The sequence below is a fragment of the Amycolatopsis marina genome, from assembly GCF_900111885.1.
GTDB classification, from domain to species: Bacteria; Actinomycetota; Actinomycetes; order Mycobacteriales; family Pseudonocardiaceae; genus Amycolatopsis; species Amycolatopsis marina.
Genome location: NZ_FOKG01000002.1, coordinates 188480 through 210426, shown reverse-complemented (window position 1 = coordinate 210426; position 21947 = coordinate 188480). Strand labels below are relative to the sequence as shown.

General features: G+C 67.6%; 19 protein-coding genes and 1 tRNA gene. 15 read left to right on the top strand and 5 right to left on the bottom strand.

Going from position 1 to position 21947, the window contains the following annotated elements:
* The first annotated feature begins 104 nt into the window (after nucleotides 1-104).
* Entirely contained in the window at nucleotides 105-1190 is a 1086-nt protein-coding gene (locus BM199_RS05170) for an IS630 family transposase (RefSeq protein WP_091670899.1), read from the top strand.
* Between the two features lie 345 nt (nucleotides 1191-1535).
* On the opposite strand, the gene BM199_RS05165 is transcribed toward BM199_RS05170, so the two are convergent.
* On the bottom strand, nucleotides 1536-2126 hold the full coding sequence (locus BM199_RS05165) for a TetR family transcriptional regulator (protein WP_091670318.1): 591 nt from the start codon (nucleotides 2124-2126) through the stop codon (nucleotides 1536-1538).
* 87 nt (nucleotides 2127-2213) lie between these two features.
* Between BM199_RS05165 and BM199_RS05160 the strand changes: the two genes are divergently transcribed.
* The 4 genes from BM199_RS05160 (at nucleotide 2214) to BM199_RS05145 (ending at nucleotide 6413) form a co-directional block, all read left to right on the top strand.
* Nucleotides 2214-2789 (top strand): hypothetical protein, encoded by a 576-nt coding sequence (locus BM199_RS05160; RefSeq protein WP_091670314.1) that lies wholly within the window; start codon nucleotides 2214-2216, stop codon nucleotides 2787-2789.
* A gap of 220 nt (nucleotides 2790-3009) precedes the next feature.
* Complete coding sequence (locus BM199_RS05155) at nucleotides 3010-3567, top strand: SH3 domain-containing protein (protein WP_245788167.1); 558 nt, start codon at nucleotides 3010-3012, stop codon at nucleotides 3565-3567.
* 59 nt (nucleotides 3568-3626) lie between these two features.
* Complete coding sequence (locus BM199_RS05150) at nucleotides 3627-5177, top strand: alkaline phosphatase D family protein (protein ID WP_091670309.1); 1551 nt, start codon at nucleotides 3627-3629, stop codon at nucleotides 5175-5177.
* A gap of 1056 nt (nucleotides 5178-6233) precedes the next feature.
* Nucleotides 6234-6413 carry a hypothetical protein gene (locus tag BM199_RS05145; protein ID WP_091670307.1) on the top strand — a complete coding sequence of 60 codons (180 nt, stop codon included), beginning with the start codon at nucleotides 6234-6236 and terminating at the stop codon, nucleotides 6411-6413.
* Between the two features lie 152 nt (nucleotides 6414-6565).
* On the opposite strand, the gene BM199_RS05140 is transcribed toward BM199_RS05145, so the two are convergent.
* A tRNA-Arg gene (locus BM199_RS05140) sits at nucleotides 6566-6638 on the bottom strand.
* Nucleotides 6639-6875: 237 nt separating this feature from the next.
* Between BM199_RS05140 and BM199_RS05135 the strand changes: the two genes are divergently transcribed.
* The gene (locus BM199_RS05135) at nucleotides 6876-7796 is read left to right on the top strand and encodes a cation diffusion facilitator family transporter (RefSeq protein WP_091670304.1); all 921 of its coding nucleotides are present in this window, start codon (nucleotides 6876-6878) and stop codon (nucleotides 7794-7796) included.
* Nucleotides 7797-7831: 35 nt separating this feature from the next.
* Here BM199_RS05135 and BM199_RS05130 read toward each other — a convergent pair whose 3' ends face one another.
* Nucleotides 7832-8566, bottom strand: coding sequence for a DUF305 domain-containing protein (locus BM199_RS05130; RefSeq protein WP_091670302.1), 735 nt, complete (start codon nucleotides 8564-8566; stop codon nucleotides 7832-7834).
* A gap of 3 nt (nucleotides 8567-8569) precedes the next feature.
* Nucleotides 8570-9415 (bottom strand): thioredoxin-like domain-containing protein, encoded by an 846-nt coding sequence (locus tag BM199_RS05125; protein ID WP_091670299.1) that lies wholly within the window; start codon nucleotides 9413-9415, stop codon nucleotides 8570-8572.
* A gap of 170 nt (nucleotides 9416-9585) precedes the next feature.
* On the opposite strand from BM199_RS05125, the gene argS reads away from it, so the two are divergent.
* The 6 genes from argS (at nucleotide 9586) to rho (ending at nucleotide 18607) form a co-directional block, all read left to right on the top strand.
* Nucleotides 9586-11247 carry an arginine--tRNA ligase gene (gene argS, locus BM199_RS05120; protein ID WP_091670296.1) on the top strand — a complete coding sequence of 554 codons (1662 nt, stop codon included), beginning with the start codon at nucleotides 9586-9588 and terminating at the stop codon, nucleotides 11245-11247.
* Between the two features lie 8 nt (nucleotides 11248-11255).
* The gene (lysA, locus tag BM199_RS05115; RefSeq protein ID WP_091670294.1) at nucleotides 11256-12695 is read left to right on the top strand and encodes a diaminopimelate decarboxylase; all 1440 of its coding nucleotides are present in this window, start codon (nucleotides 11256-11258) and stop codon (nucleotides 12693-12695) included.
* A 71-nt stretch (nucleotides 12696-12766) separates the two neighbouring features.
* Nucleotides 12767-14074: a homoserine dehydrogenase gene (locus tag BM199_RS05110; RefSeq protein WP_091670291.1), complete on the top strand. Its 1308-nt coding sequence runs from the start codon at nucleotides 12767-12769 to the stop codon at nucleotides 14072-14074.
* Between the two features lie 7 nt (nucleotides 14075-14081).
* The gene (thrC, locus tag BM199_RS05105; RefSeq protein WP_091670288.1) at nucleotides 14082-15146 is read left to right on the top strand and encodes a threonine synthase; all 1065 of its coding nucleotides are present in this window, start codon (nucleotides 14082-14084) and stop codon (nucleotides 15144-15146) included.
* Between the two features lie 115 nt (nucleotides 15147-15261).
* Nucleotides 15262-16185, top strand: a complete 924-nt coding sequence (thrB, locus tag BM199_RS05100; RefSeq protein WP_425425495.1) for a homoserine kinase — start codon at nucleotides 15262-15264, stop codon at nucleotides 16183-16185.
* Nucleotides 16186-16576: 391 nt separating this feature from the next.
* Entirely contained in the window at nucleotides 16577-18607 is a 2031-nt protein-coding gene (rho, locus tag BM199_RS05095) for a transcription termination factor Rho (protein WP_091670285.1), read from the top strand.
* A 138-nt stretch (nucleotides 18608-18745) separates the two neighbouring features.
* On the opposite strand, the gene BM199_RS05090 is transcribed toward rho, so the two are convergent.
* Nucleotides 18746-19288 (bottom strand): CHAP domain-containing protein, encoded by a 543-nt coding sequence (locus tag BM199_RS05090; RefSeq protein WP_091670893.1) that lies wholly within the window; start codon nucleotides 19286-19288, stop codon nucleotides 18746-18748.
* A 261-nt stretch (nucleotides 19289-19549) separates the two neighbouring features.
* Here BM199_RS05090 and rpmE point away from each other — a divergent pair, with 261 nt between their 5' ends.
* From rpmE to prmC, 3 genes are all read left to right on the top strand, one after another.
* On the top strand, nucleotides 19550-19777 hold the full coding sequence (gene rpmE, locus BM199_RS05085; RefSeq protein WP_091670282.1) for a 50S ribosomal protein L31: 228 nt from the start codon (nucleotides 19550-19552) through the stop codon (nucleotides 19775-19777).
* A 101-nt stretch (nucleotides 19778-19878) separates the two neighbouring features.
* Nucleotides 19879-20952 carry a peptide chain release factor 1 gene (gene prfA / locus BM199_RS05080; RefSeq protein ID WP_091670279.1) on the top strand — a complete coding sequence of 358 codons (1074 nt, stop codon included), beginning with the start codon at nucleotides 19879-19881 and terminating at the stop codon, nucleotides 20950-20952.
* 111 nt (nucleotides 20953-21063) lie between these two features.
* Nucleotides 21064-21927, top strand: a complete 864-nt coding sequence (gene prmC, locus BM199_RS05075) for a peptide chain release factor N(5)-glutamine methyltransferase (RefSeq protein ID WP_091670276.1) — start codon at nucleotides 21064-21066, stop codon at nucleotides 21925-21927.
* Nucleotides 21928-21947 lie beyond the last annotated feature (20 nt).

Sequence of the window (21947 nt, the reverse complement as noted above, 5' to 3'; positions counted from 1 at the left end):
GGCGTCACCTGGCGAGTGTGAATTACTCGCTCTTCCTGTTCCCCTTGTCGGCCCGACGCTAGTGTCTTGAGTCAGTAGTTCGTTGGTAGTTGTAGGGTGTGGCGATGCCGAGCCCGAAGCTTGATCCGGTGTTGTTGTCGGACGAGGAGCGTAGCGTCCTGAGTGGATGGTCGCGTCGGCGGAAGACCGCGCAGGCGTTGGCGCTGCGGTCGCGGATTGTGTTGCGCTGCGCCGAGGGAGGCTCGATTGGTGAGGTCGCTCAGAGTGTTGGGGTCTCGCGGAATATGGTGTCGAAATGGCGGTCGCGGTTCCTGGCGCGTCGGCTTGAGGGGCTCTCGGATGACCCGCGTCCGGGACGACCGCGGGTGATCGCTGATGAGCGGGTTGAGCAGTTGATCACGAAGACGCTGGAGGAGACGCCTGGGCGGGACACGCACTGGTCGACCCGGTCGATGGCTGTGGCAACGGGCATGTCGCAGTCGGCGGTCTCGCGGATCTGGCGGGCATTCGGTTTAAAGCCGCACGCGATCGAGACCTGGAAGTTGTCGACCGATCCGCAGTTCGTGGACAAGGTCCGTGATGTCGTCGGCTTGTACCTGTCTCCGCCGGACAACGCGTTGGTGCTCGCGGTGGACGAGAAGTCCCAGATGCAGGCGATCGATCGCACCGCGCCGATCCTGCCGATCATGCCGACGACGCCAGCTCGGATGACCCATGACTACATCCGCCATGGCACCACCAGCCTGTTCGCCGCTTTCGACATCAACAGTGGCTCGGTGATCGCCCAGCACTACCGCCGACACCGCCACCAGGAGTTCCTGCGGTTCCTCAAGCTGATCGACGCCGCCGTCCCAAAGGAGCTGGACCTGCACCTGGTCCTGGACAACTACGCCACTCACAAGACCCCCAAGGTCAAGGAATGGTTGATCCGCCATCCCCGCTTCCACCTGCACTTCACACCAACCAGCAGCTCCTGGCTCAACCTGGTCGAACGCTGGTTCGCCGAGCTGACCACCCGCAAACTCCGCCGCTCCGCCCACCGCAGCATCACCGCACTCGAAGCCGACGTCCGCAAGTGGATCAACGAATGGAACAAAGACCCGAAGCCATTCGTCTGGACCAAAACCGCCGACCAGATCCTCGACACCCTCGCCGCCTACTGCCAACGAATTAACGACTCAAGACACTAGCAGGTGGTCTATACCACGGTCATTAGGCCGGGGGAGTGAACAGGAGAAGGGGCGGCCGCATCGGTATCTGCTCGCAAAGTCCTTGCAGCAGAACGTTCTTGGGTCAGTCCGGACAGTCGACAGTGAATGGCCGAGAGTGGCGCTCGACAGGATGAGCCGTCTGGTTCAAATGGGTGCGTTGTGCTGCATCCGCGAAACTTTCTGCGCCGTTCGGGGCAGGCAATAATCTCCGCGCCAGGGTTTCCGGTCATGCGCCGGAATGTTTTCCGGTTGTTCGTTTCGTGGACTGCGTGCGTGTCGACCGTCGTTACGCCGTCCCGGCCCGAAGGCGCGCTGCGGGTGACATCAATTCTCGGCCAGGACCACCGTGTTTCCGATGGCGTCGGCCAGTGCTGTCCGCGCGCTCTCGAGCGTGGCGGGTGACTGGGGGGTGAGAAGTTCGAGGCAGAGCCCGTCGATCAAGGCGAGCAGTAGCGTGCCGTGGCGTGCGCGGTCGCCGTGGCGGAGGGCGTCCTCCTGCTGGAGGACCGCCAGCCAGGCGTCGACGCGCCGGCGGGCGCGGTGGGCGAAGCTCGCCAGCAGTGCGGCTCCCTGTTCGGTACGGTCCGGGCCGACGGCTGAGGTGTAGAACGCCAGCCATCTCTCCAGATGCAGGACCTGGTCTTCGCTTGGCGGCAGGAACTGCAGCAGGCATTCAAGCAGTCGTTCGGCCGGCGGGATCGCGCGATCGTGGATCCGCAGGTTGCTCAGCTGATCGTCGAACGACCGGCCGACCACCTCGTCGTACAGCTCCCGCTGGGACGGGAAGTAGTAGCGAAGTGTGCTGGCGCCGATGCCTGCCGCCGCCGCGACGGCACGCACGCTGAGCGCGGACATGCCGCCCTCGGCCACGATGCGCGTCGCCGCGTCCAGAATCTGCTGCCGCCTGTCCTTCATGCCCGCCGATCTTTCCACAAGTTGACACAGCGTACTAGCACAGTGTACCAATTCGATGTTGGCACAGTGTACTAATCGGGAGTGACGATGGATGTCGAGCCTGGGGTGGTCGTGGATTATGTGCTCCACATGGTGTTACGAGCCCCTCATCTGTATCTGCTCACGGTTGCCTACTGGGGCTTGGTCGCCGCCGTGCTCGTCACTCGCTATGTGATGAAACGCCGCCGCGTCAGCGAGTTGTGCATGCGCGCGCTCGTCGTGCTCGGTTGCGTGGCCATCGTGCTCGCCTTCGTCGACGTGGCCGTGCGTGGGCAGGAACTCATCCAGATATCCCTGGTCGCCTATTTCGCGACGCCGCTGGGTGTCGGACGGTACTTCGTCAGGAAGTGGGATGGGCGTGCGTTCGCCGGATGGCGCGGGGTGGCCGTCCGAGAGGTGACCTATGTACTGGCGTTCCTGTCGTTCGTGGCGCTGAGCGTCCTCGACGGCAACCCGTGGTGGTTCAGCCGTCCCGAATTCGACCGCACGAGCGCACTGACGATCATCGAGAACACGAACTGGCTGCACTCCATGGCCACCGTTTTCGGGCTTACCGCACTGGTCGAAGCCGTCGGTCTTGGCGGTTTCCGGAGCAAGCAGGGAACAACGAGGAAGTCAGGTTGATACCCCGATCCGGACAAGGCTTTCCGCGGGTGTGGCGATACGTTGGGGAAAATTCAGGATCAGGGCAGCGCGCAGAGTTTGTATGCGATTCGTACGCGGCTGACTAGCCTGACTTGGCATGGGGTACAGGCCAATCCGGCGCTTCGCCGGGAGAACTTCGATCGTTGTCGCGGCCGTCGTGGGATTGGTGTTCGGGTCGGCCGTTCCTGCTGGAGCAGCCGTGACCGGATCGATCACAACCGCGGGTGATCCGCTCAACGTTCGCCGCGCGCCGACCACCAGCTCCACCGTCGTCGGCACGGTGAACAACGGCACCGAGGTGAGTATCGACTGCCAGACGCAGGGCACCCGGGTCAGCGGCAGGCTCGGCACGACTTCGTTGTGGGATTACGTCCCGTCACTCAACGGCTACGTGTCCGACGCCTATGTGCGTACCGGCTCGGACGGTCAGGTCGCTCCATCCTGCGGGGTGGGCACCGGGAGCGCCCAGTGTTCGTCCGGCAGTTGCGCCGGAGAGGGGCTCTTCCGCTCGTCGGACGCGACGTTCGTGGTGTGGGACCGCGCGGCGGACGGGAAGTCCGCGGTCGTCCAGTACTGGCTGGCAGGTGGTGTCGGCCCGCTGGTCGTGCGGCATTCGGGCGGTAGCGGCGGCAAGACCGAGAAGGCGATCAGTGTCGACTCGGGGGACTGGGTCTACTACAAGGTCTGCGTCCGCGACTACTCCGGCGGCACCGGCTTCCAATCCTGCAGCAACGGCATTACCGACTACGCGGCATGACACGCGCACGGCTTCCTGTCCACAGTTCGGCCTTTCAGGTCCTTCGGAGGAATTGACGCATGAGCCAGGTGAATCGCAGAGTGGTGCTGCTCGGCGGGCTCGCGAGCGCGGCAGGCGCTGTCGCGGCGTCCACGCCGTCCTGGGCAACCAGCCGGACCACGGCCGCGGCGCCGCCCATTCACGACCCGTTCCAGCTCGGAGTCGCCTCGGGCGACCCGCTGCCGGACAGCGTGGTCCTGTGGACCCGCCTCGCCCCCGCTCCGCTCAACCCGGACGGCTTCGGCGGTATGCCGAACGCGACGTACGACGTGGACTGGGAGATCGCCACCGACGAGAACTTCGCCTCGGTGGTGCGGCGTGGCACCGTGCCAACGGCCCGGGCGCACGGCCACAGCGTGCACGTCGAGCCGGGCGGGCTCGACGCGGGCCGTGACTACTTCTACCGGTTCCGCGCAGGCGGGCACATCTCACCGGTCGGCCGGACCCGGACCGCACCCGCCGCCGGTGCCGCCGTCAACCAGCTCAAATACTGCTTCGCTTCCTGTCAGCATTGGGAGGAAGGCTGGTACCACGCCCATCGCGGTATCGCCGCCGACCACCCCGACCTGGTGCTGTTTCTCGGCGACTACATCTACGAGAAGCCGTCCGGGCGCTCGGCGTCGGAGAAGGTGCGTGGCCTCGCGGTATCCGACGAGACCACCACGCTCGCGCTTTACCGGGCGCGGCACGCCCAGCACAAGACCGACTCCTATCTGCAGGCCGCGCACGCGGCGGCACCGTGGTTCGTGGTGTTCGACGACCACGAGGTGGTGAACAACTGGAACGCCACCACCGACCGGGCGAGCACCGCGCGCAAGGCAGCCGCATTTCAGGCTTTCTACGAGAACACGCCGATCCGCTCCACCGCGAAACCGAACGGGGCGAGCATCCAGCTCTACCGGCAGTTCATGTGGGGCAACCTGGCCCGGTTCCACATGCTCGACACCCGGCAGTTCCGCAGCAAGCAGGCCGGCAAGGGGAGCTGCTCGACGATGGCGGACCCGTCCCGCACGCTGACCGGCAGCGCGCAGGAGCGGTGGCTGCTCGACGCGTTCGAAACCCATCCGGCCACCTGGGACTTCCTCGGGCAGCAGGTGTTCTTCGCGCAACGCGATACCGATGGCAAGCGCTCGAGCTGTGATGACCGGTCCACCGACGCCTGGGACGGCTACCAGGGCTCGCGCGACCGCATCACCCAGGGCTGGATCGACCGTGGTGTGCCGAACCCGATCGTGCTGACCGGCGACGTGCACCGGCACTGGGCCGCCGACCTGCGCAAGGACTACTTCGACCACAGTGACCCGGTCGTCGGCTCGGAACTGGTCTGCACGTCGGCGAGCACCCAGAACCCGACCAGCAATCCGAGCGACACCTGGTTCCGCAACAACCCGCACGTCAAGTACAGCAAGAACGAGCGAGGATATGTGCGGGTCACCGCCACGCCGGACCAGGTGCGGGCGGACTTCCGGGTGGTCTCCAATGCGCTGGAGCGCGACCCGGGGAAGGTCACCGTCAGCACCGACCGCAGTTTCGTGGTGGCGGCCGGAACCCGCGGGCTCCATTCCGCCTGAGTTACCGCACTCGGCTTGGTCACGCTGACAGTGCGCGCGCCTTGCCGGTAGCTCACCGCCAAGGTCCGGCGGGATGGCTACCGGCAATGTCGGTGACGTGATGACGCAGCGGGTTCGCCGGCTCCGTTCTGGCGGCCACCGTGCAGAGCCCGATTGCCGGGAGGAGCCCTTGGACACGGTGTGCTGCCTGCCATCGAGGTACAACTGGGCGCCGCGTGAACCGACCCGCGATCCGCTCCTGCACCCGATCCAGGTTTGTGGTTCGAACGACCCACACGCTCAGCAATAGGCCTGCGCTACTGTCGTTCAAGCATTAGTCTGCGGCAGAAGATTCTTCAATACCCAATTCGAAGGGAACACAATGCCCCTTTTTTCGCGTCTTCCTGCGCTAGTCGCGGCAACAGCGCTGATTTTTTCGTCGCAGGTGCTCGCTACGGGCGGTACCGCAGCAGCATCTGGGTACAAGAAGCTCGATGTTGGACCTGTCAACATGGCCACATCAATGGAGTGCCGTGGGCAGCGAAAGTCTGTGGGTGACGCGTGGGTCACCCTCAACGGGGACTACGTCACAGTGCGAGACCACTGCGCTAACGGGAATCCGGTCATGGCACGGGTGCAGATGAAGGTCAACGGGAAGGTAAAGTATTGGTTTTGCTACAACAAGTCAGGCAATGGAACCACCAAAGTATGTAACCACAATTGGCCTGAAGGAAACGTCGGGGTCAAGACAGTGATCTTCTTCGCATGGGATGGTATCCGCGAATATAAAATGGGGACCATGAAGCACTGGCGGGATGGATAAGCGTTCAGAGCACAGAAATCTGGCTCTTCAGTCGTAAGTGTGGGTCAGGGCAGGGGGCAACTCGATCCACTGACGAGGACCCCGCTGTGTCCCGCCTGCTTTCCCGGTACAGCGCGGCGGGGTCCTCCGTCGGCGTCCCGGTCCCCCCCTGGGCGGTAGGTGGTGAAAGACGGCCTGATCGTCGCGCACTTCTATGACGTCGAGTGCGGCCGCATGGACCTCGACGCCCGCGGGAGCGGGCTCGGCTATGTCATTTGCGAGGCACCATCGTCGAGCACCGCCTGGAACGCGCCGAGGTGCGCCTGCTTGTCTCCGGCACCTACCGCCGCAGCCTGTTGGCGACACCGCCCGCGACCTCGGCGCCGCCGCCCGACAGCAACGGCAACAGCGCATCGAGGCGTTGCGCCGCGAGATCGACGGCACCGCTCGCATGATCAAGAAGTCCGCGGCGCGGAGAACCAGCAGGCGGCCAATCCCGATCTGCTCGACGCCTCCAGCTTGACCAGCGCAAACGCGACAAGAAAGCAAAAAGCCCGAACCCACATCGTGGGTCCGGGCTTTGCCGATGTCCTGCGACATCCCAGAGTGCCCTCGGCAGGATTCGAACCTGCGACACCTGCCTCCGGAGGGCAGTGCTCTATCCCCTGAGCTACGAGGGCCGCTTCTGTGCGACGTCGAAAAGCCTAGCGCATGCGCGCTCGCGCGCTGTCGCCGGGGGAAGCCCGTGTCGGGCGGTTTGACGTTTCGCGGGGCGGGAAGGTCCGGAAGAGGGATGGGAGGTCTGCGCCTCAGGCTTTAAGCTGCAAATGTCAGGTGAGCCTCACCTCTATTGCACTCATGCGCATATCACTATACGTTTCCCAGCAGTTGCAGACGAACCACGGGAGGCTGGGTCGATGGGTCACGGGCACGGCCATGTGCAGGTGCCGTCGTCGGGGAGCGCGTCAGGACGCTACGTGTGGCGGCTCGCTGTCGCACTGGCGATCGGCGCGGCCTTCATGGTGCTGGAGGTCGTCGTCGGGTTCGCCACGTCCTCGCTGGCCCTGATTTCCGACGCGGCGCACATGTTCACCGATGTCCTCGGCATCGCCATGGCGCTCACCGCCGTGCTGCTCGCCCGCCGTAGCGGGCCGACGTTCACTCGCACGTACGGGATGTACCGAGCCGAGGTGCTCGCCGCACTCGCCAATGCCGTGCTGCTCTTCGGCGTCGCGGGCTACGTGCTTTACGAGGCGGTCGACCGGATCACCGATCCTCCGGTGGTCCCCGGGCTGCCGGTCATGCTCGTCGCCGCGGCTGGGCTGGTCGCCAATCTCGTCGCGTTCTTCCTGCTGCGCTCCGGTGCGAAGGAGAGCCTGAACGTGCGGGGCGCGTATCTCGAGGTGCTGGCCGACCTGATCGGCTCGGTCGGGGTACTGCTCAGCGGTCTCGTCACGCTGACGACCGGCTGGCGCTACGCGGACCCCATCGCCGGTGTCGCGATCGGCCTCTTCGTCCTGCCGCGCACCTTCGTGCTGGCCAGACGGGCACTGCGCATCCTCTTCCAGCACGCTCCGCACGGGGTTGACGTGGGCAGGATCAGCGAGGAACTCGCCGCCCTGCCCGGTGTGGTGGACGTGCACGACCTGCACGTCTGGACGCTGACATCAGGGATGGAGGTGGCCTCGGCTCACCTGACCATCGATGAAGAGGCCACGTCCGCGACGGTGCTCACCGACGCGCAGAACCTGCTCAGAGGCAGCTACTCGATCGAGCACGCCACCCTCCAGGTCGAGCCGAGGGAGTCCGCGCGGCGCTGTGACGAACTGAGCTGGTGACGGCGAAGGCTCTGCTCCAGGGAAGGGGGCAGGCCTCACGGGAAGGGCAGCGGCTTCGCGTCCCGCTCGGCGAGCAGATCACGCATCAGATCCATCTCCGCGCCCTGCGAGCGAAGCATGCTGGTGATCAGCGCGTCGACCGCGGGCATCGGCGTACGCTCCTGCGTGTACTCGGCCATCTCGGTGCCGCCCTGATGATGGCGGAGCATCAATTGCAGGAAGTGGACGTCGAGTTCGGTGCCCGACAGTGCCCGCATCTGTGCCAGCTCGTCGTTGGTCGCCATTCCCGGCATCGGCGCGTCGCCCGCGGTCGCAGTGGTGTCCACGGAGCCGTGATCGCCGTGCCCGCCGGGTCCGGTCATCCACGTCATGTACTCACCGGTCGTCTGCTCCGGCTGGTCCCAGAGCATCAGCCAGCCCTTCATCCTGCCGACCTGCTCCAGCTGCGTGCTGCCGATGTCGAACGCGAGCTGCCTGATCCGTGGGTCGGTGCTGTGGTCGCGGGCCCAGTTGGCCATGGTCACCGCCTGCAGGTGATGCACCGACATGTCCTGCGCGAACCCGACCTCGACCGAGTCCGCCGCGGGCTCGGCGGCAGTGGTGGGCTCCGCGCGCATCGTCTGGGTGAGCAGCATCCCGATCGTCGCACCCACGAGCAGCACCGCGAGCGTGGCGGCACCGACGATCACAACGCGGGACCAGAGCGGCGTGCGCGTGGTGCTCGCGTCGTTCTGCTTCGGCCGGACGGCGTCGAGATCCTGCTCACCCATGGATCAGCTACCTGCTGGCGCCTGCGTGCCCGAGGGCTGCTGACCGTTGCCGGTCATGTCGTCCGGCGTCGCACCGTCGGTTCCCTGGTAATCCATCGGCTTGGCGTCGGGACCAGGCGGGGCAGGGTTGAACGGCGGCGGGTTGTCCGGGTCGAACTGGCCGGGGCCGATGGCATCACACGACGCGCCGACCTCGGGGTAGGTCGTCTGGTTCAGCCGCAGCGCGGCGATGAACTGGTCGATCCGCTCGTCGTCGACGCTGTCCACCTTGAGCTGGTGTCCCCAGGACTGCAGGGAGATCGGCGCGTCGAGCCCGGGGTAGGGCGACATCATCGAGTACGGCTTGCCCTCGACCCGCAGCTTGAGCTTGTCCAGTGCCTCACCGGTGACCTGCTCCGGGTTGTAGGCGATCCACACGGCGCCGTGCTCGAGCGAGTGGACCATGTTCTCCGTGCGCACCGCGTTCGGGTAGACGATCCCCGTGCATGCGGCCCAGAAGCCGTCGTGCGGGCCGCCGAACGGCGGGGACTGGTCGTAGTTCACGCGCTCGGTGGGCAGCACGTGCCTGCTGCCCTCGTACTGCTCGATCTTGATCCCCGCGAGTTGCGTCGAAGGGTCGGGGTTCTCGGCGGAGGGGACGAAGGCCGCAGCGGCCTCCTCGCGCTCGCTCTGCGCGCGCTTGTCCGCCGAGGCGATGTAGTAGTAGCCGAAGACGCCGCCCGCCAGAGCGAGGACCGCTATGACGGCGATGATCGTGCCCCAGGGCGTCTGCTTCTTGGTGACCACCGAGCCGCGCGCTGCCTGCACGACCTTCTTCGGCGTACCCTTCTTCTTGCTGCCGCTCGCCATGACTCCCGCGTTTCGTCGAGGTGTACCGCCGGTCCAGTGTAGGGACCCGGTGTCGGATCGTCGTCAACTCGGTCACCACCTGGGGTGCGGGAGCGTGTCGACCGGCTGACGAGTGGCCATACCTCACCCACGCGCGGGGCCGGGACCAGGTCGCACTTAGAATTCGACGAGTGACTCCCGCCGCTCTCGCCGACCTGGTCCGCGCCTCCGCCAAGCAGGTTCTGTCCTCCCGTGGCCTCGACCACGCCGTCCTCCCGGACCCGGTGACGATCGAGCGCCCGCGAAATCCTGAACACGGAGACTACGCGACCAACCTGGCGCTGCAGGTAGCGAAGAAAGTAGGGCTTGCTCCCCGCGACTTCGCCCAGGCTCTCGCGGACGAGCTCGCCGGCACCGACGGCATCGCGAGTGTCGAGATCGCCGGCCCCGGCTTCCTGAACCTGCGCCTGGCGGCCGACGCGCAGGGCGAGGTGGTCCGCAGGGTGCTCGCCGCCGGTGACGCGTACGGCACGGGTGCGGCTCTCGCCGGCCGGGTGATCAACCTGGAGTTCGTCTCCGCGAACCCCACCGGTCCCATCCACCTCGGCGGGACCCGTTGGGCAGCCGTCGGCGACGCGCTCGGCAGGCTGCTCACCGCGCAGGGCGCGAAGGTCACCCGCGAGTACTACTTCAACGACGCCGGCGCACAGATCGACCGTTTCGTCGGCTCGCTGGTCGCGGCGGCCAAGGGTGAGCCTGCTCCGGAGAACGGGTACGCGGGCGCGTACCTGTCCGACATCGCCGCGGAGGTGATCCGGCAGGAGCCCAGTGCGCTGTCGCAGCCCGAGGTCGAGCGCGACGAGATCTTCCGCAGGGTCGGCGTCGACCTCATGTTCAGTGAGATCAAGAAGAGCCTGCACGAGTTCGGCACCGACTTCGACGTGTACTTCCACGAGGACTCCCTGCACGCGTCCGGTGCCGTGGATCGCGCCGTCGCGCACCTCAAGGAGACCGGCAGCCTGTACGCCAAGGACGGCGCGTGGTGGCTGCGCACCACCGAGCACGGTGACGACAAGGACCGCGTGGTCATCAAGAACGACGGGGTTCCCGCGTACATCGCCGGGGACATCGCCTATCTGCGGGACAAGCGCGAGCGGGGGTTCAACCTCTGCATCTACATGCTCGGTGCCGACCACCACGGATACATCGCCCGGCTCAAGGCGGCCGCGGCCGCGATGGGTGACGACCCCGACGTCGTCGAGGTGCTGATCGGCCAGATGGTCAACCTCGTCAGTGACGGCAAGCCCGTGCGGATGAGCAAGCGGGCGGGCACCGTCATCACCATGGACGACCTCGTCGAGGTGGTCGGGGTGGACGCCGCACGGTACGAGCTGACCCGCTACTCGGTCGACTCCACTCTGGACATCGATCTGGACCTCTTGCGCAAGCACAGCAACGACAACCCGGTGTACTACGTCCAGTACGCCCACGCCCGGCTGTGCTCGCTGCGGCGCAACGCGGCCGACCTCGGTATCGCCGACGGAGACCCCGGCGACGCCGATCTCAGCCTGCTCACCCTGCCGAGGGAGGGTGACCTGATCCGCACGATCGGGGAGTTCCCGAGCGTGCTCACGAAGGCGGCCGAGTTGCGCGAACCGCACCGCGTCGCCCGCTACCTCGAATCGCTGGCGTCGGCGTACCACAAGTTCTACGACGTCGCGCGTGTCCTGCCACAGGGCGACGAGGAGGCCACCCCGCTGACCCACGCGCGGCTCACGCTGTGCGATGCCGCCCGGCAGGTCTTCGCCAACGGACTGGCGCTGCTCGGCGTTTCGGCTCCGGAACGGATGTAGAGAGACTTATGTGCGCTCACCCAGCGGGTCCTCGGCACGCCGAGGTTTACCCGCACGCCGACCAGTCCGGCTTTCCTCCGTCCACATCGGATGAGCTTGATCGGTTGTACCCGAAGGTATGGCCGCGCAACACCTACCGCGGCTCGGACGGTGTCGTCCGTATCGCCGGTGTGGACGTACGCGAGCTGGCCCAGAACTACGGAACGCCGCTGTTCGTGATCGACGAGGCGGACTTCAAGTCCCGCTGTGCCGAGTACGCCAACGCGTTCGACGATCCGTCCCTGGTGCACTACGCAGCCAAGGCGTTCCTCTCCACCGAGATCGCCAAGTGGGTCGCGAAGGAGGGCCTGAGCCTCGATATCTGCAGCGGTGGTGAACTCGCCGTCGCCCTGCGCGCGAACTTCCCCGTCGAGCGGATCACCTTCCACGGCAACAACAAGTCCGTGCCGGAGCTCGAAGAGGCCGTCGAGGCCGGGATCGGCACGGTCGTGCTCGACTCGTACTACGAGATCGCCAGGCTGGCCGACATCGCCGCTCGCAACGGCGTCGTCCAGTCCGTACTGATCCGGGTCACGGTCGGTGTCGAGGCGCACACCCACGAGTTCATCGCGACCGCGCACGAGGACCAGAAGTTCGGCTTCTCCCTCGCCTCCGGAGACGCGGCCGAAGCCGTCCGGCGGGTGCTCAACGCTCCGTCCCTGCGACTGGTCGGGCTGCACAGCCACATCGGTTCGCAGATCTTCGACGCCGACGGCTTCGAGGTCGCGGCGCGCCGGGTCATCGGGTTGATCTCCGAACTCGGCAAGGAGCACGGGGACGAACTGGTCAAACAGTTGTCCATTGTGGACCTTGGCGGTGGTTTCGGTATCGCGTACACCGACAAGGACAATCCTCCGCCGCCCGCGCAGATGATCACCCAGATCAGGGAGATCGTCCGCAAGGAGTGCGAGTTCGCCGGCCTGCCGGTTCCGCGGATCGCGGGCGAACCCGGCCGCGCCATCGCGGGGCCGGGAACGGTGACGCTGTACGAAATCGGCACCATCAAGGACCTCTCGCTCGGCGACGACAGCATGCGGCGCTATGTCAGCGTCGACGGCGGGATGAGCGACAACATCCGCACGGCGCTCTACGACGCGGCCTACGACTGCAGGCTGGTCTCCCGTGCGAGTGACGACGGGCAGCCCAGCGGGGTGGGTGCCGCGCTGTCCCGCGTTGTGGGCAAGCACTGTGAGTCCGGCGACATCGTGGTCCGTGACTGCTGGCTACCCGACACCCTGTCACCGGGCGACCTGGTGGCGGTCGCGGCGACCGGTGCGTACTGCTACTCGATGGCGAGCAACTACAACCGGCAGCCGCGTCCCGCTGTGGTCGCCGTACGCAACGGCAGCGCCCGGCTGCTGCTGCGCCGCGAGACGACCGAGGACATGCTGCGCCTGGAGGTGTCGTGAGCGAAAATCGCGAGACCGCTGCTCACGAAGGCCGACCGGGTACGGGTGTCCCGCAGAACACAGGAGGTGTCGTGAGCGATCAGGGCCGCGTTCCCCCGATCAAGGTTGCCTTGCTCGGGTGCGGGACCGTCGGCGGCGAGGTCGTGCGGCTGCTGACCGAGCAGGCCGACGAACTCGCGGCGAGGGTGGGTGCACCGATCGAGCTGGCCGGCATCGCCGTGCGGCGACCGGACAAGCATCCCGAGTTGCCCCAGGAACTGCTCACCGCCGACGCGGCAGAACTGATCGACTCCGACATCGACGTCGTCGTCGAGCTGATCGGCGGAATCGAGCCGGTACGCAGCTGGCTGCTGTCGGCGTTGCAGAAGGGCAAGTCCGTCGTCACGGCCAACAAGGCCCTGCTCGCCGAGTACTCGGGTGAGCTGGCCGAGGCCGCCGACGCCTCCGGTGCCGACCTGTACTTCGAGGCTGCCGTCGCAGGTGCGATCCCGTTGCTTCGGCCACTGCGCGAGTCCATGGCCGGGGACCGCATCACCCGGGTGATGGGCATCGTCAACGGCACCACCAACTACATCCTGTCCGCAATGGACTCGACAGGGGCCGGCTACGCCGAGACCCTGGACGAGGCGAGCAGGCTGGGTTACGCCGAGGCCGACCCGACCGCCGACGTGGACGGCTACGACGCCGCGTCCAAGGCGGCGATCCTTGCCTCGCTTGCCTTCCACACCAGGGTGACCGCGGCCGATGTCTACCGCGAGGGCATCGGCGGGGTCAGTGCCTCCGACATCGTCGCGGCCAGGGTGCTGGGCCGGACGGTCAAGCTGCTCTCCATCTGTGAGCGGGTCATCGACGAGAACGGGGCCGAGTCCGTCTCGGCCCGCGTGCACCCGGTGATGATCCCGCGCAGCCACCAGCTGGCCGGGGTCAACGGCGCCTTCAACGCCGTCTACGTCGAGGCCGATGCCGCTGGTGAGCTGATGTTCTACGGTCAGGGCGCGGGCGGCGCGCCCACCGCGAGCGCGGTGCTCGGCGACCTCGTCGCCGTCGCCCGTAACCGCGTCGTCGGTGGCCGGGGTCCGCGCGAATCGGCGCACGCGGCGCTCCCGGTGAGCCCGATGGGCCGCACGCTGACGCGTTACCACGTGAGCCTCGACGTCGCCGACCGTGCGGGTGTGCTGGCCCAGGTCGCGCAGGCGTTCGCGGCGCATGATGTGAGCATCGCGGCGGTCCGGCAGCGGGACCGGCATTCCACCGCGAGCCTGGTTATCGTCACGCATCTGGCACCGGACGCCGCGCTGCGGGCCACCGTGGAAGAGATCGGGCGGCTCGACGTCGTGCGCGAGGTCGTCAGCGTGATGCGCGTGGAAGGCGAGGACTGAGGCGAAGATGTCGACCACACCGGGTTGGCCCGGAATCATCAACGCCTACGCGGATCGGATTCCGATCCCGGAGGGCGCCACCGTGGTGACCCTCGGGGAGGGCAACACTCCGCTCCTTGCCGCGCCGCACCTGTCCGCGCTCACCGGTTGCGAGGTCTACCTCAAGGTCGAGGGCGCGAATCCGACCGGCTCGTTCAAGGACCGCGGGATGACCGTGGCGATAACGCACGCGCTGGCCAGCGGGCTGCAGGCGGTGATCTGCGCGTCCACCGGGAACACTTCGGCTTCGGCCTCGGCCTATGCGGCTCGGGCGGGACTCACCTGCGCCGTCCTGGTGCCACAGGGCAAGATCGCGCTCGGCAAACTCGCGCAGGCGGTGCTGCACGGAGCGCGGATCCTGCAGGTGGACGGCAACTTCGATGACTGCCTCGAACTGGCCCGCAAGACCGCGGCCGACCACCCGGTGACGCTGGTGAACTCGGTGAACCCGGTGCGCCTCGTGGGGCAGAAGACGGCGGCCTGGGAAATCTGCGACGTCCTCGGCAGGGCGCCGGACATCCACTGCCTGCCGGTCGGCAACGCGGGCAACATCACCGCCTACTGGTCCGGGTACGCGGAGTACGCGGCGGACGGTGTGGTCGAAACCACACCTCGGATGTTCGGTTTCCAGGCGTCCGGCGCGGCGCCGCTCGTGCACGGCGCTCCAGTATCGGAGCCGGAGACGGTCGCGACAGCGATCCGGGTCGGCAGTCCGGCGTCCTGGGAGCCCGCGGTGAAGGCGAAGAACTCCAGTGGCGGGATCTTCGAGGCGGTCACGGACGAGCGCATCCTCGCCGCTTACCGCCTGCTGGCCAGCAAGGAGGGTGTGTTCGTCGAGCCCGCCTCCGCGACGAGTGTCGCCGGTCTGCTGGCCACCGCCGCAGACGGCCGGATCCCGCGTGGTTCCACGGTGGTCTGCACGGTCACCGGGCACGGGCTGAAGGACCCCGCGACCGCACTGGAAGGCAACGTCGAGGTCGAGCCGCTCGCGGTGGACCCGGGCGCGGTGGCGGCGGCGCTGGAGCTGGTATGAGCGACATGCACCGTGTGCGAGTCGGGTACGGCTCCGAGCGATGTGCAGCCTGCCGGCGAATGAGGCATGGGATTGGCGACATGCACCGTGTGCGAGTCGGGTACGGCATCGAGCGATGTGCGGCCTGCCGGCGAATGAGGCAAGAGACGTGACCCCGGTGCGGTCGGTGCGGGTGACGGTTCCGGCCTCCACCGCGAACCTCGGCCCCGGCTTCGACGCACTCGGCATGGCACTCGGCCTCCACGACGTGGTCGAGCTGGAGGTCACCGGAGCGGGCCTGGAGATCGAGGTCGTCGACGCGGGTGCCGGTGGCGTGGACGAGGTACCGACCGACGAGTCCCATCTGGTGGTGCGCGCGTTGCGCAGGGCGAGTGCGCACCTGGGCATCGAGGTCCCCGGGATCCGCCTGCGTTGCCACAACGCGATTCCGCACGCGCGCGGTCTCGGCTCATCGGCCGCGGCAGTGGTCTCCGGTGTCGCCGCTGCCTACGCGATCGCGAACCGCGAACTGGACGCGCACGCGCTGCAGCTCGCGGCGGAGTTCGAAGGGCACGCGGACAACGCCGCGGCCAGCCTCCTCGGCGGCCTGGTGATCGCATGGTGCGACGCGGGTGAGTTCCGGGCCGAGCGGCTGACCCCGGCAGCGTCCATCCGGCCGGTGCTCGCCGTGCCGACCGAGCGTTCGTCCACCGACGCGACCAGGGGATTGTTGCCCGATCAGGTCTCGCATGCCGATGCCGCGTTCACCGCGGGCAGGGCCGCACTGGCTGTGCACGCGATGACCGCGCGTCCGGATCTGTTGCTGGCCGCCACGGCGGACCGACTGCATCAGGACTACCGCGCACCCGCATACCCCGCGAGTGCCGCGCTCGTGCGCACGTTGCGTGAGCACGGCGTGCCCGCTGCGATTTCGGGCGCGGGGCCGACTGTGCTCGCTCTCACGCGCGAGGGAATACTGCCGGAGGCGGTCGGCGTTACGTCTTTCGAGGTCATTGAGTTAACGATCGACCTGGTCGGTGTGCAGATCGTGACGAAGTAGCGATTCGGTTGCCGAATCCGCATTCCGGCGCGCCGGGTGGGGGTGGTTGTTGCACCTCGTACCAGGGCGGTCTACCCTCGGGGGCGTTCGTTCACCGTGCGCATCCGCACTCGGTGCCGGTTCCGGGATCGCTAACTCGGATCGCATCTACCGTCCAGCCACAGTTCCCGCGCTGCGGGATCTAGGCAGAGACACAGGCGGATGTGCGGTGGCCGATTCCGCGTGCCTCACCTGAGGCCCGCAACTCCCGTGCTGGCGGCCTCGCCGCTGTGACTCGCGCGTCTCAGCTGGATCTGCCTGCACCGGGCTAACAACGCCGTCTCGCAATTCGGACGCGGGCGGCAGTCCGCTGATCCACCGTGGAGGCGTGGGTCGGTAAGGAAGGACTTGTGTGAGCAACACCGATCTTTTGGGCGGCGACGTGGAAACCAAGGTGAACCCGCCCGCCGGCGGCGCTGACAGCGCGGACGCCGCGGCAGCTGGGGAGCACACGCCGCAGGACGCCAATGGCACCACGCCGAAGCGCCGCGCGGGCGGTCTGTCCGGCATGGTCATCGCTGACCTGCGGACACTCGCCAACGAGCTGGGCGTGGGCGACACATCCGGCATGCGCAAGGGGGACCTGATCGCGGCCATCCGGGAACGTCAGGGCAAGAGCAAGCGCCGCAGCGCCTCGGGCGAGGACACTCTCCCGCTCGAAGGCGTCACCGCGGAGCGCAGCGGTCCGCCGCAGGAGCAGCCAGCAGCGGCCAAGCAGGCCGATGCCAAGCGAGCCGAGGCCAAGCAGGCGGACGCCAAGCAGGCGGAGCGCAAGCCCGTCGACAGCGCGCCCGCCGACGCCAAGCCCGACAGCAAGCCCGCCGAGCGCAAGCAGGGCGAGCAGCGACAGGGCGGCGAGGGCCAGCAGCCCCAGGGCGACAGCCAGCAGGGCGAGGAGGGCGGCCGCAGCAGGCGTCGCCGCGGTTCCGGCAGGCAGGGTGGCAACGCCGACGCCGGCGGGAACCAGCGCGGTGAGGACAAGGACACCTCCGGCGACCAGCAGCGCGGCGGCGACCAGCAGCGCGGCGGTGGTGACCAGCGCAGGCCGAACGACCGGCAGCAGAACAACCAGAACCAGCGCAACCAGGGCCAGCAGGGCAACCGTGGCCAGGACAACCGCGGTGGCCAGGACGACGACGATGACGAGCGCGGTGGCCGCAGGGGCCGCCGATTCCGCGACCGCCGTCGCCGTGGTGGCCGTGGGGAGGGTGGCGGCAACCCCGACACCGAGATCCGCGAGGACGACGTCCTGCTCCCGGTCGCGGGCATTCTGGACGTGCTGGACAACTACGCGTTCGTCCGCACGTCCGGCTACCTCGCCGGGCCGAACGACGTCTACGTCTCGCTGTCGCTCGTGCGCAAGTTCGGGCTGCGCCGTGGTGACGCCATCACCGGTGCGGTCCGCCAGCCGCGTGACGGCGAGCAGCAGCGGCAGAAGTTCAACCCGCTGGTCCGGGTGGACACCATCAACGGGCTCGACCCCGACTCCGCGAAGAAGCGGCCGGAGTTCACGAAGCTCACCCCGCTCTACCCCAACGAGCGGCTGCGCCTCGAGACCGAGCCGAACCGGCTGACCACCCGGGTCATCGACCTGGTGATGCCGGTGGGCAAGGGACAGCGTGCGCTGATCGTCTCGCCGCCGAAGGCCGGCAAGACGACGATCATGCAGGACATCGCGAACGCGATCACCACGAACAACCCCGAGTGTCACCTGATGGTCGTGCTCGTCGACGAGCGGCCGGAAGAGGTCACCGACATGCAGCGGTCGGTGCAGGGCGAGGTCATCGCCTCCACCTTCGACCGCCCGCCGTCAGACCACACCTCGGCGGCCGAGCTCTCCATCGAGCGCGCCAAGCGCCTGGTGGAGATGGGGCACGACGTGGTGGTCCTGCTCGACTCCATCACCCGCCTGGGCCGGGCGTACAACCTCGCGGCCCCGGCATCCGGCCGGATCCTGTCCGGTGGTGTCGACTCGACCGCGCTGTTCCCGCCGAAGCGTTTCCTCGGCGCCGCACGCAACATCGAGAACGGTGGCTCGCTGACGATCTTCGCGACGGCGATGGTGGAGACCGGCTCGACCGGTGACACCGTCATCTTCGAGGAGTTCAAGGGCACCGGTAACGCGGAACTCAAGCTGGACCGCAAGATCGCCGAGCGCAGGGTCTTCCCCGCGGTCGACGTGAACCCGTCCGGTACCCGTAAGGAAGAGCTCCTGCTCGCGCCGGACGAGCTGGCGGTCACCCACAAGCTCCACCGGGTGCTGCACGCACTGGACTCGCAGCAGGCCATCGACCTGCTGCTCGACCGGCTGCGCAAGACGAAGACCAACACGGAGTTCCTGATGCAGGTCTCCAAGACGGCCCCCGGCCAGGACGACGACTAGTCGGACCGTCAGGCAGGTCACGGCCCGTAGACGGGTTCGCGACCGCGCGCTTGTGGACACCGACTAGTCGGCCACAGCACCATCGATGCCGTCAGGGCCAGCTTGCACAAGCTGGCCCTGACGGCATTTCGGTATCTGTCAGCGGCGGGGGACTGCTGCGGGGGTCCAGCCGCGGTAGCCCCGGTAGTAGCTGTAGCCGCCGCCGGACTTGGTGACGTGGCCGATCCTTCCCCCGACACTGGTGGCGTAGAAGCCGCCCGCGCCGTCGGAGATGCCGACGTGGCCGTACTGGCCGATGTTCCAGTAGACGAAGGCACCGGTCGGAGGGTTGTGGTTGCCGGGGTGCTTCGGGCTGGCGCCGAACCAGTGTGCGTTCGCCGAGGCCCAGACCCCGGTCACCCCGTACGCGTTCTCCACAGCTTTCTCGCACAGCTCCTGGTAGGCGGTGCTGCCGATGCGGTTGCGGAACCATTGGACGGCCCCCGCAGGAGTGCCGTCACCGGCTCCCTGCACGGAGAACCCCGGCTCGGCCGGGGCGACGGCGGGGGAGCCCGGTGCGGTGGCATCCGCCGTTGGTGCCGCGGTGGCGGCGAGCGGGGCAATTGTCAGCGTGGCAGCGGCCAGCACGGCCACTGTCGCCGGTTTACCGAGCGCGGAGAGCAGCTGTTTCGCGGACGTGATCACGGATCCGCCTTCTTTCTGCAGGTGGCCCTGCCGGGCCGCTGAACGGTCCAGCGCAGCTTTCCGGTGGTTCGTACAAATGGAGTACATTGCGGGTTGTGGTGCCGGAAGGGTCGGCCGGATACCCGGAACAACCTGAGCCACGGGCGCGTTGAACCCACTGCCAGCGCATCTGGCAGAATGAACCGCTGACGTCCGGCTCCGGTTCACCTCGTCGACGACATCGGCGGGGACCCGGCGGCCAAGTAGGAGAGGACCCCCATGAAGAGCGGTATTCACCCGGAGTACGTGGCCACCAATGTGACCTGCGGCTGCGGCAACACCTTCACCACCCGCAGCACGAAGACCTCCGGCGACATCCACGTCGAGATCTGCTCGAAGTGCCACCCGTTCTACACCGGTAAGCAGAAGATCATGGACACCGGTGGCCGGGTCGCACGCTTCGAGGCCCGCTACGGAAAGCGGCAGAAGAAGGACGACGCCAAGTAGCTTCGCCGACGGCGCCCATTCCCGGTAGCGGGAATGGGCGCCGTTTCTTTGTCCAGGATGGGACTGCGCCGGCAGGCGGGGTCGCGGGAAAAGAGGTAAGCGTGGAATCGAGTTCCCTGCAGGCACTGCTCGACGAGCATGCCGAGCTGGAGGACCAGCTGGCGGATCCGTCGGTGCACGCCGATCAGTCCCGCGCGCGCAAGCTCGGCAGGCGCTACGCCGAACTCTCGCCGGTGGTGAAGACGATCGGCGAGCTGGAGTCCGCCCGCTCCGACCTGGTCGCCGCGCGTGAACTCGCGGGGGAGGACTCCTCCTTCGCCGCCGAGGCCGAGGAACTCGCACGGAAGATCCCCGAGCTGGAGAGCAAACTGACCGAACTGCTGCTTCCGCGTGATCCGTACGACTCGGCCGACGTCGTGATGGAGGTCAAGTCCGGTGAGGGCGGCGAGGAGTCCGCCCTCTTCGCGGGTGACCTGCTGCGCATGTACCTGCGTTATGCCGAACGGCTGGGTTGGAAGGCCGAGGTGCTCGACGCCGTCGAGTCCGATCTCGGTGGTTACAAGGACGCCACGGTCTCGATCAAGAGCCGTACCGCGGACGCCGATGGGGTGTGGGCGCGGCTCAAGTACGAGGGTGGCGTGCATCGGGTGCAGCGTGTGCCGGCGACGGAGTCGCAGGGGCGCATCCACACCTCGGCCGCCGGCATCCTGATCTACCCCGAGCCGGAGGAGGTGGAGGTGGAGGTCGACCCCAACGATCTGCGCGTCGACGTCTTCCGCTCGTCGGGTCCGGGTGGGCAGAGTGTGAACACCACCGATTCCGCGGTGCGGATCACGCACCTGCCGACGGGAATCGTGGTGTCCTGTCAGAACGAGAAGTCGCAGATCCAGAACCGCGCCAGGGCGCTGCAGGTGCTGCAGGCACGGTTGCAGGCGATCGCGGAGGAGGAGGCCGCGGCGAAGGCCGCGGACACCCGTCGCTCGCAGATCCGGACGGTGGACCGTTCCGAGCGCGTCCGCACCTACAACTTCCCGGAGAACCGCATCTCCGACCACCGCGTCAACTACAAGGCCTACAACCTCGACCAGGTTCTCAACGGCGAACTCGACGGTGTGCTGGACGCGCTGCGTGACGCCGACAGGCAGGAACGCCTCGACGAGCAGACCGTGGGCTGAGCGGGGACGTGCGAACGCACGCCCGACCGGGGTGGACACGGGGGCGCGGCGAGCGAATGTTCCTGATGCCTGGCGGTGCGTGTGCCAGGCTTGTCCTGTGAGGATGGCAGTGTGAATCGGCAACCGTTGCGCCTGGCGATCATGGAGGCGATGCGCATCCTGGAGGCCGCTGGTGTGTCGTCCCCTCGGACGGATGCGGAGCTGATCGCCGCGCACGTGCTCGGGGTGGAACGCGGCAGGCTGCCCCTGGTGCCGCTGGTGGATCCGGCCGTGGTGGACGCCATCGGGCAGATGGTCGCCCAGCGCGCCAAACGGGTTCCGCTGCAGCACCTGGTCGGCTGGGCCGCGCTGGGGGACATCACGGTGGACGTCGGTCCGGGTGTTTTCGTCCCCCGTCCGGAGACCGAGCTGCTGCTCGAGTGGGGCCTGAAGCTGCTCAAGGGCCGCGAGTACCCCGTCGTGGTCGATCTGTGTACCGGCTCGGGCGCACTTGCCCTCGCGGTCGCGCACGCCAGGCCGGACGCCGTGGTCTACGCCGTGGACATCGACCCGACGGCGCTCGCGTGGGCCCGGCACAACGCCGAGCTGCGCGCGGCGGCTGGGGACAGCCGGATCCGCCTTTACTCCGGCGACATCAGCGACAGCGCGATGTTCGCCGAGCTGGACGGGCTGGTCGACCTGGTGTTGTGCAACCCGCCCTACGTCCCGGAGGGCACGTGGGTGCCGCCGGAGGTCGCCGAACACGATCCCGCGCACGCGGTGTTCGCGGAGGAGAGCGGCCTCGCCGTCATCCGCCATGCGGTCACCGTTGCCGCGCGGCTGCTGCGCCCTGGCGGCGGTCTGGCCATAGAGCACGACGACACTCATGTCGCGGCTGTGCCGTCCCTGGTACGGGCCCGACGCGTGCTCACCGACGTCGAGGACCATCCCGATCTCACGGGCAGACCCCGGTTCGTGACGGCCCTCAGAGGGTGATCGGAGGCTCGTGCCAGGAT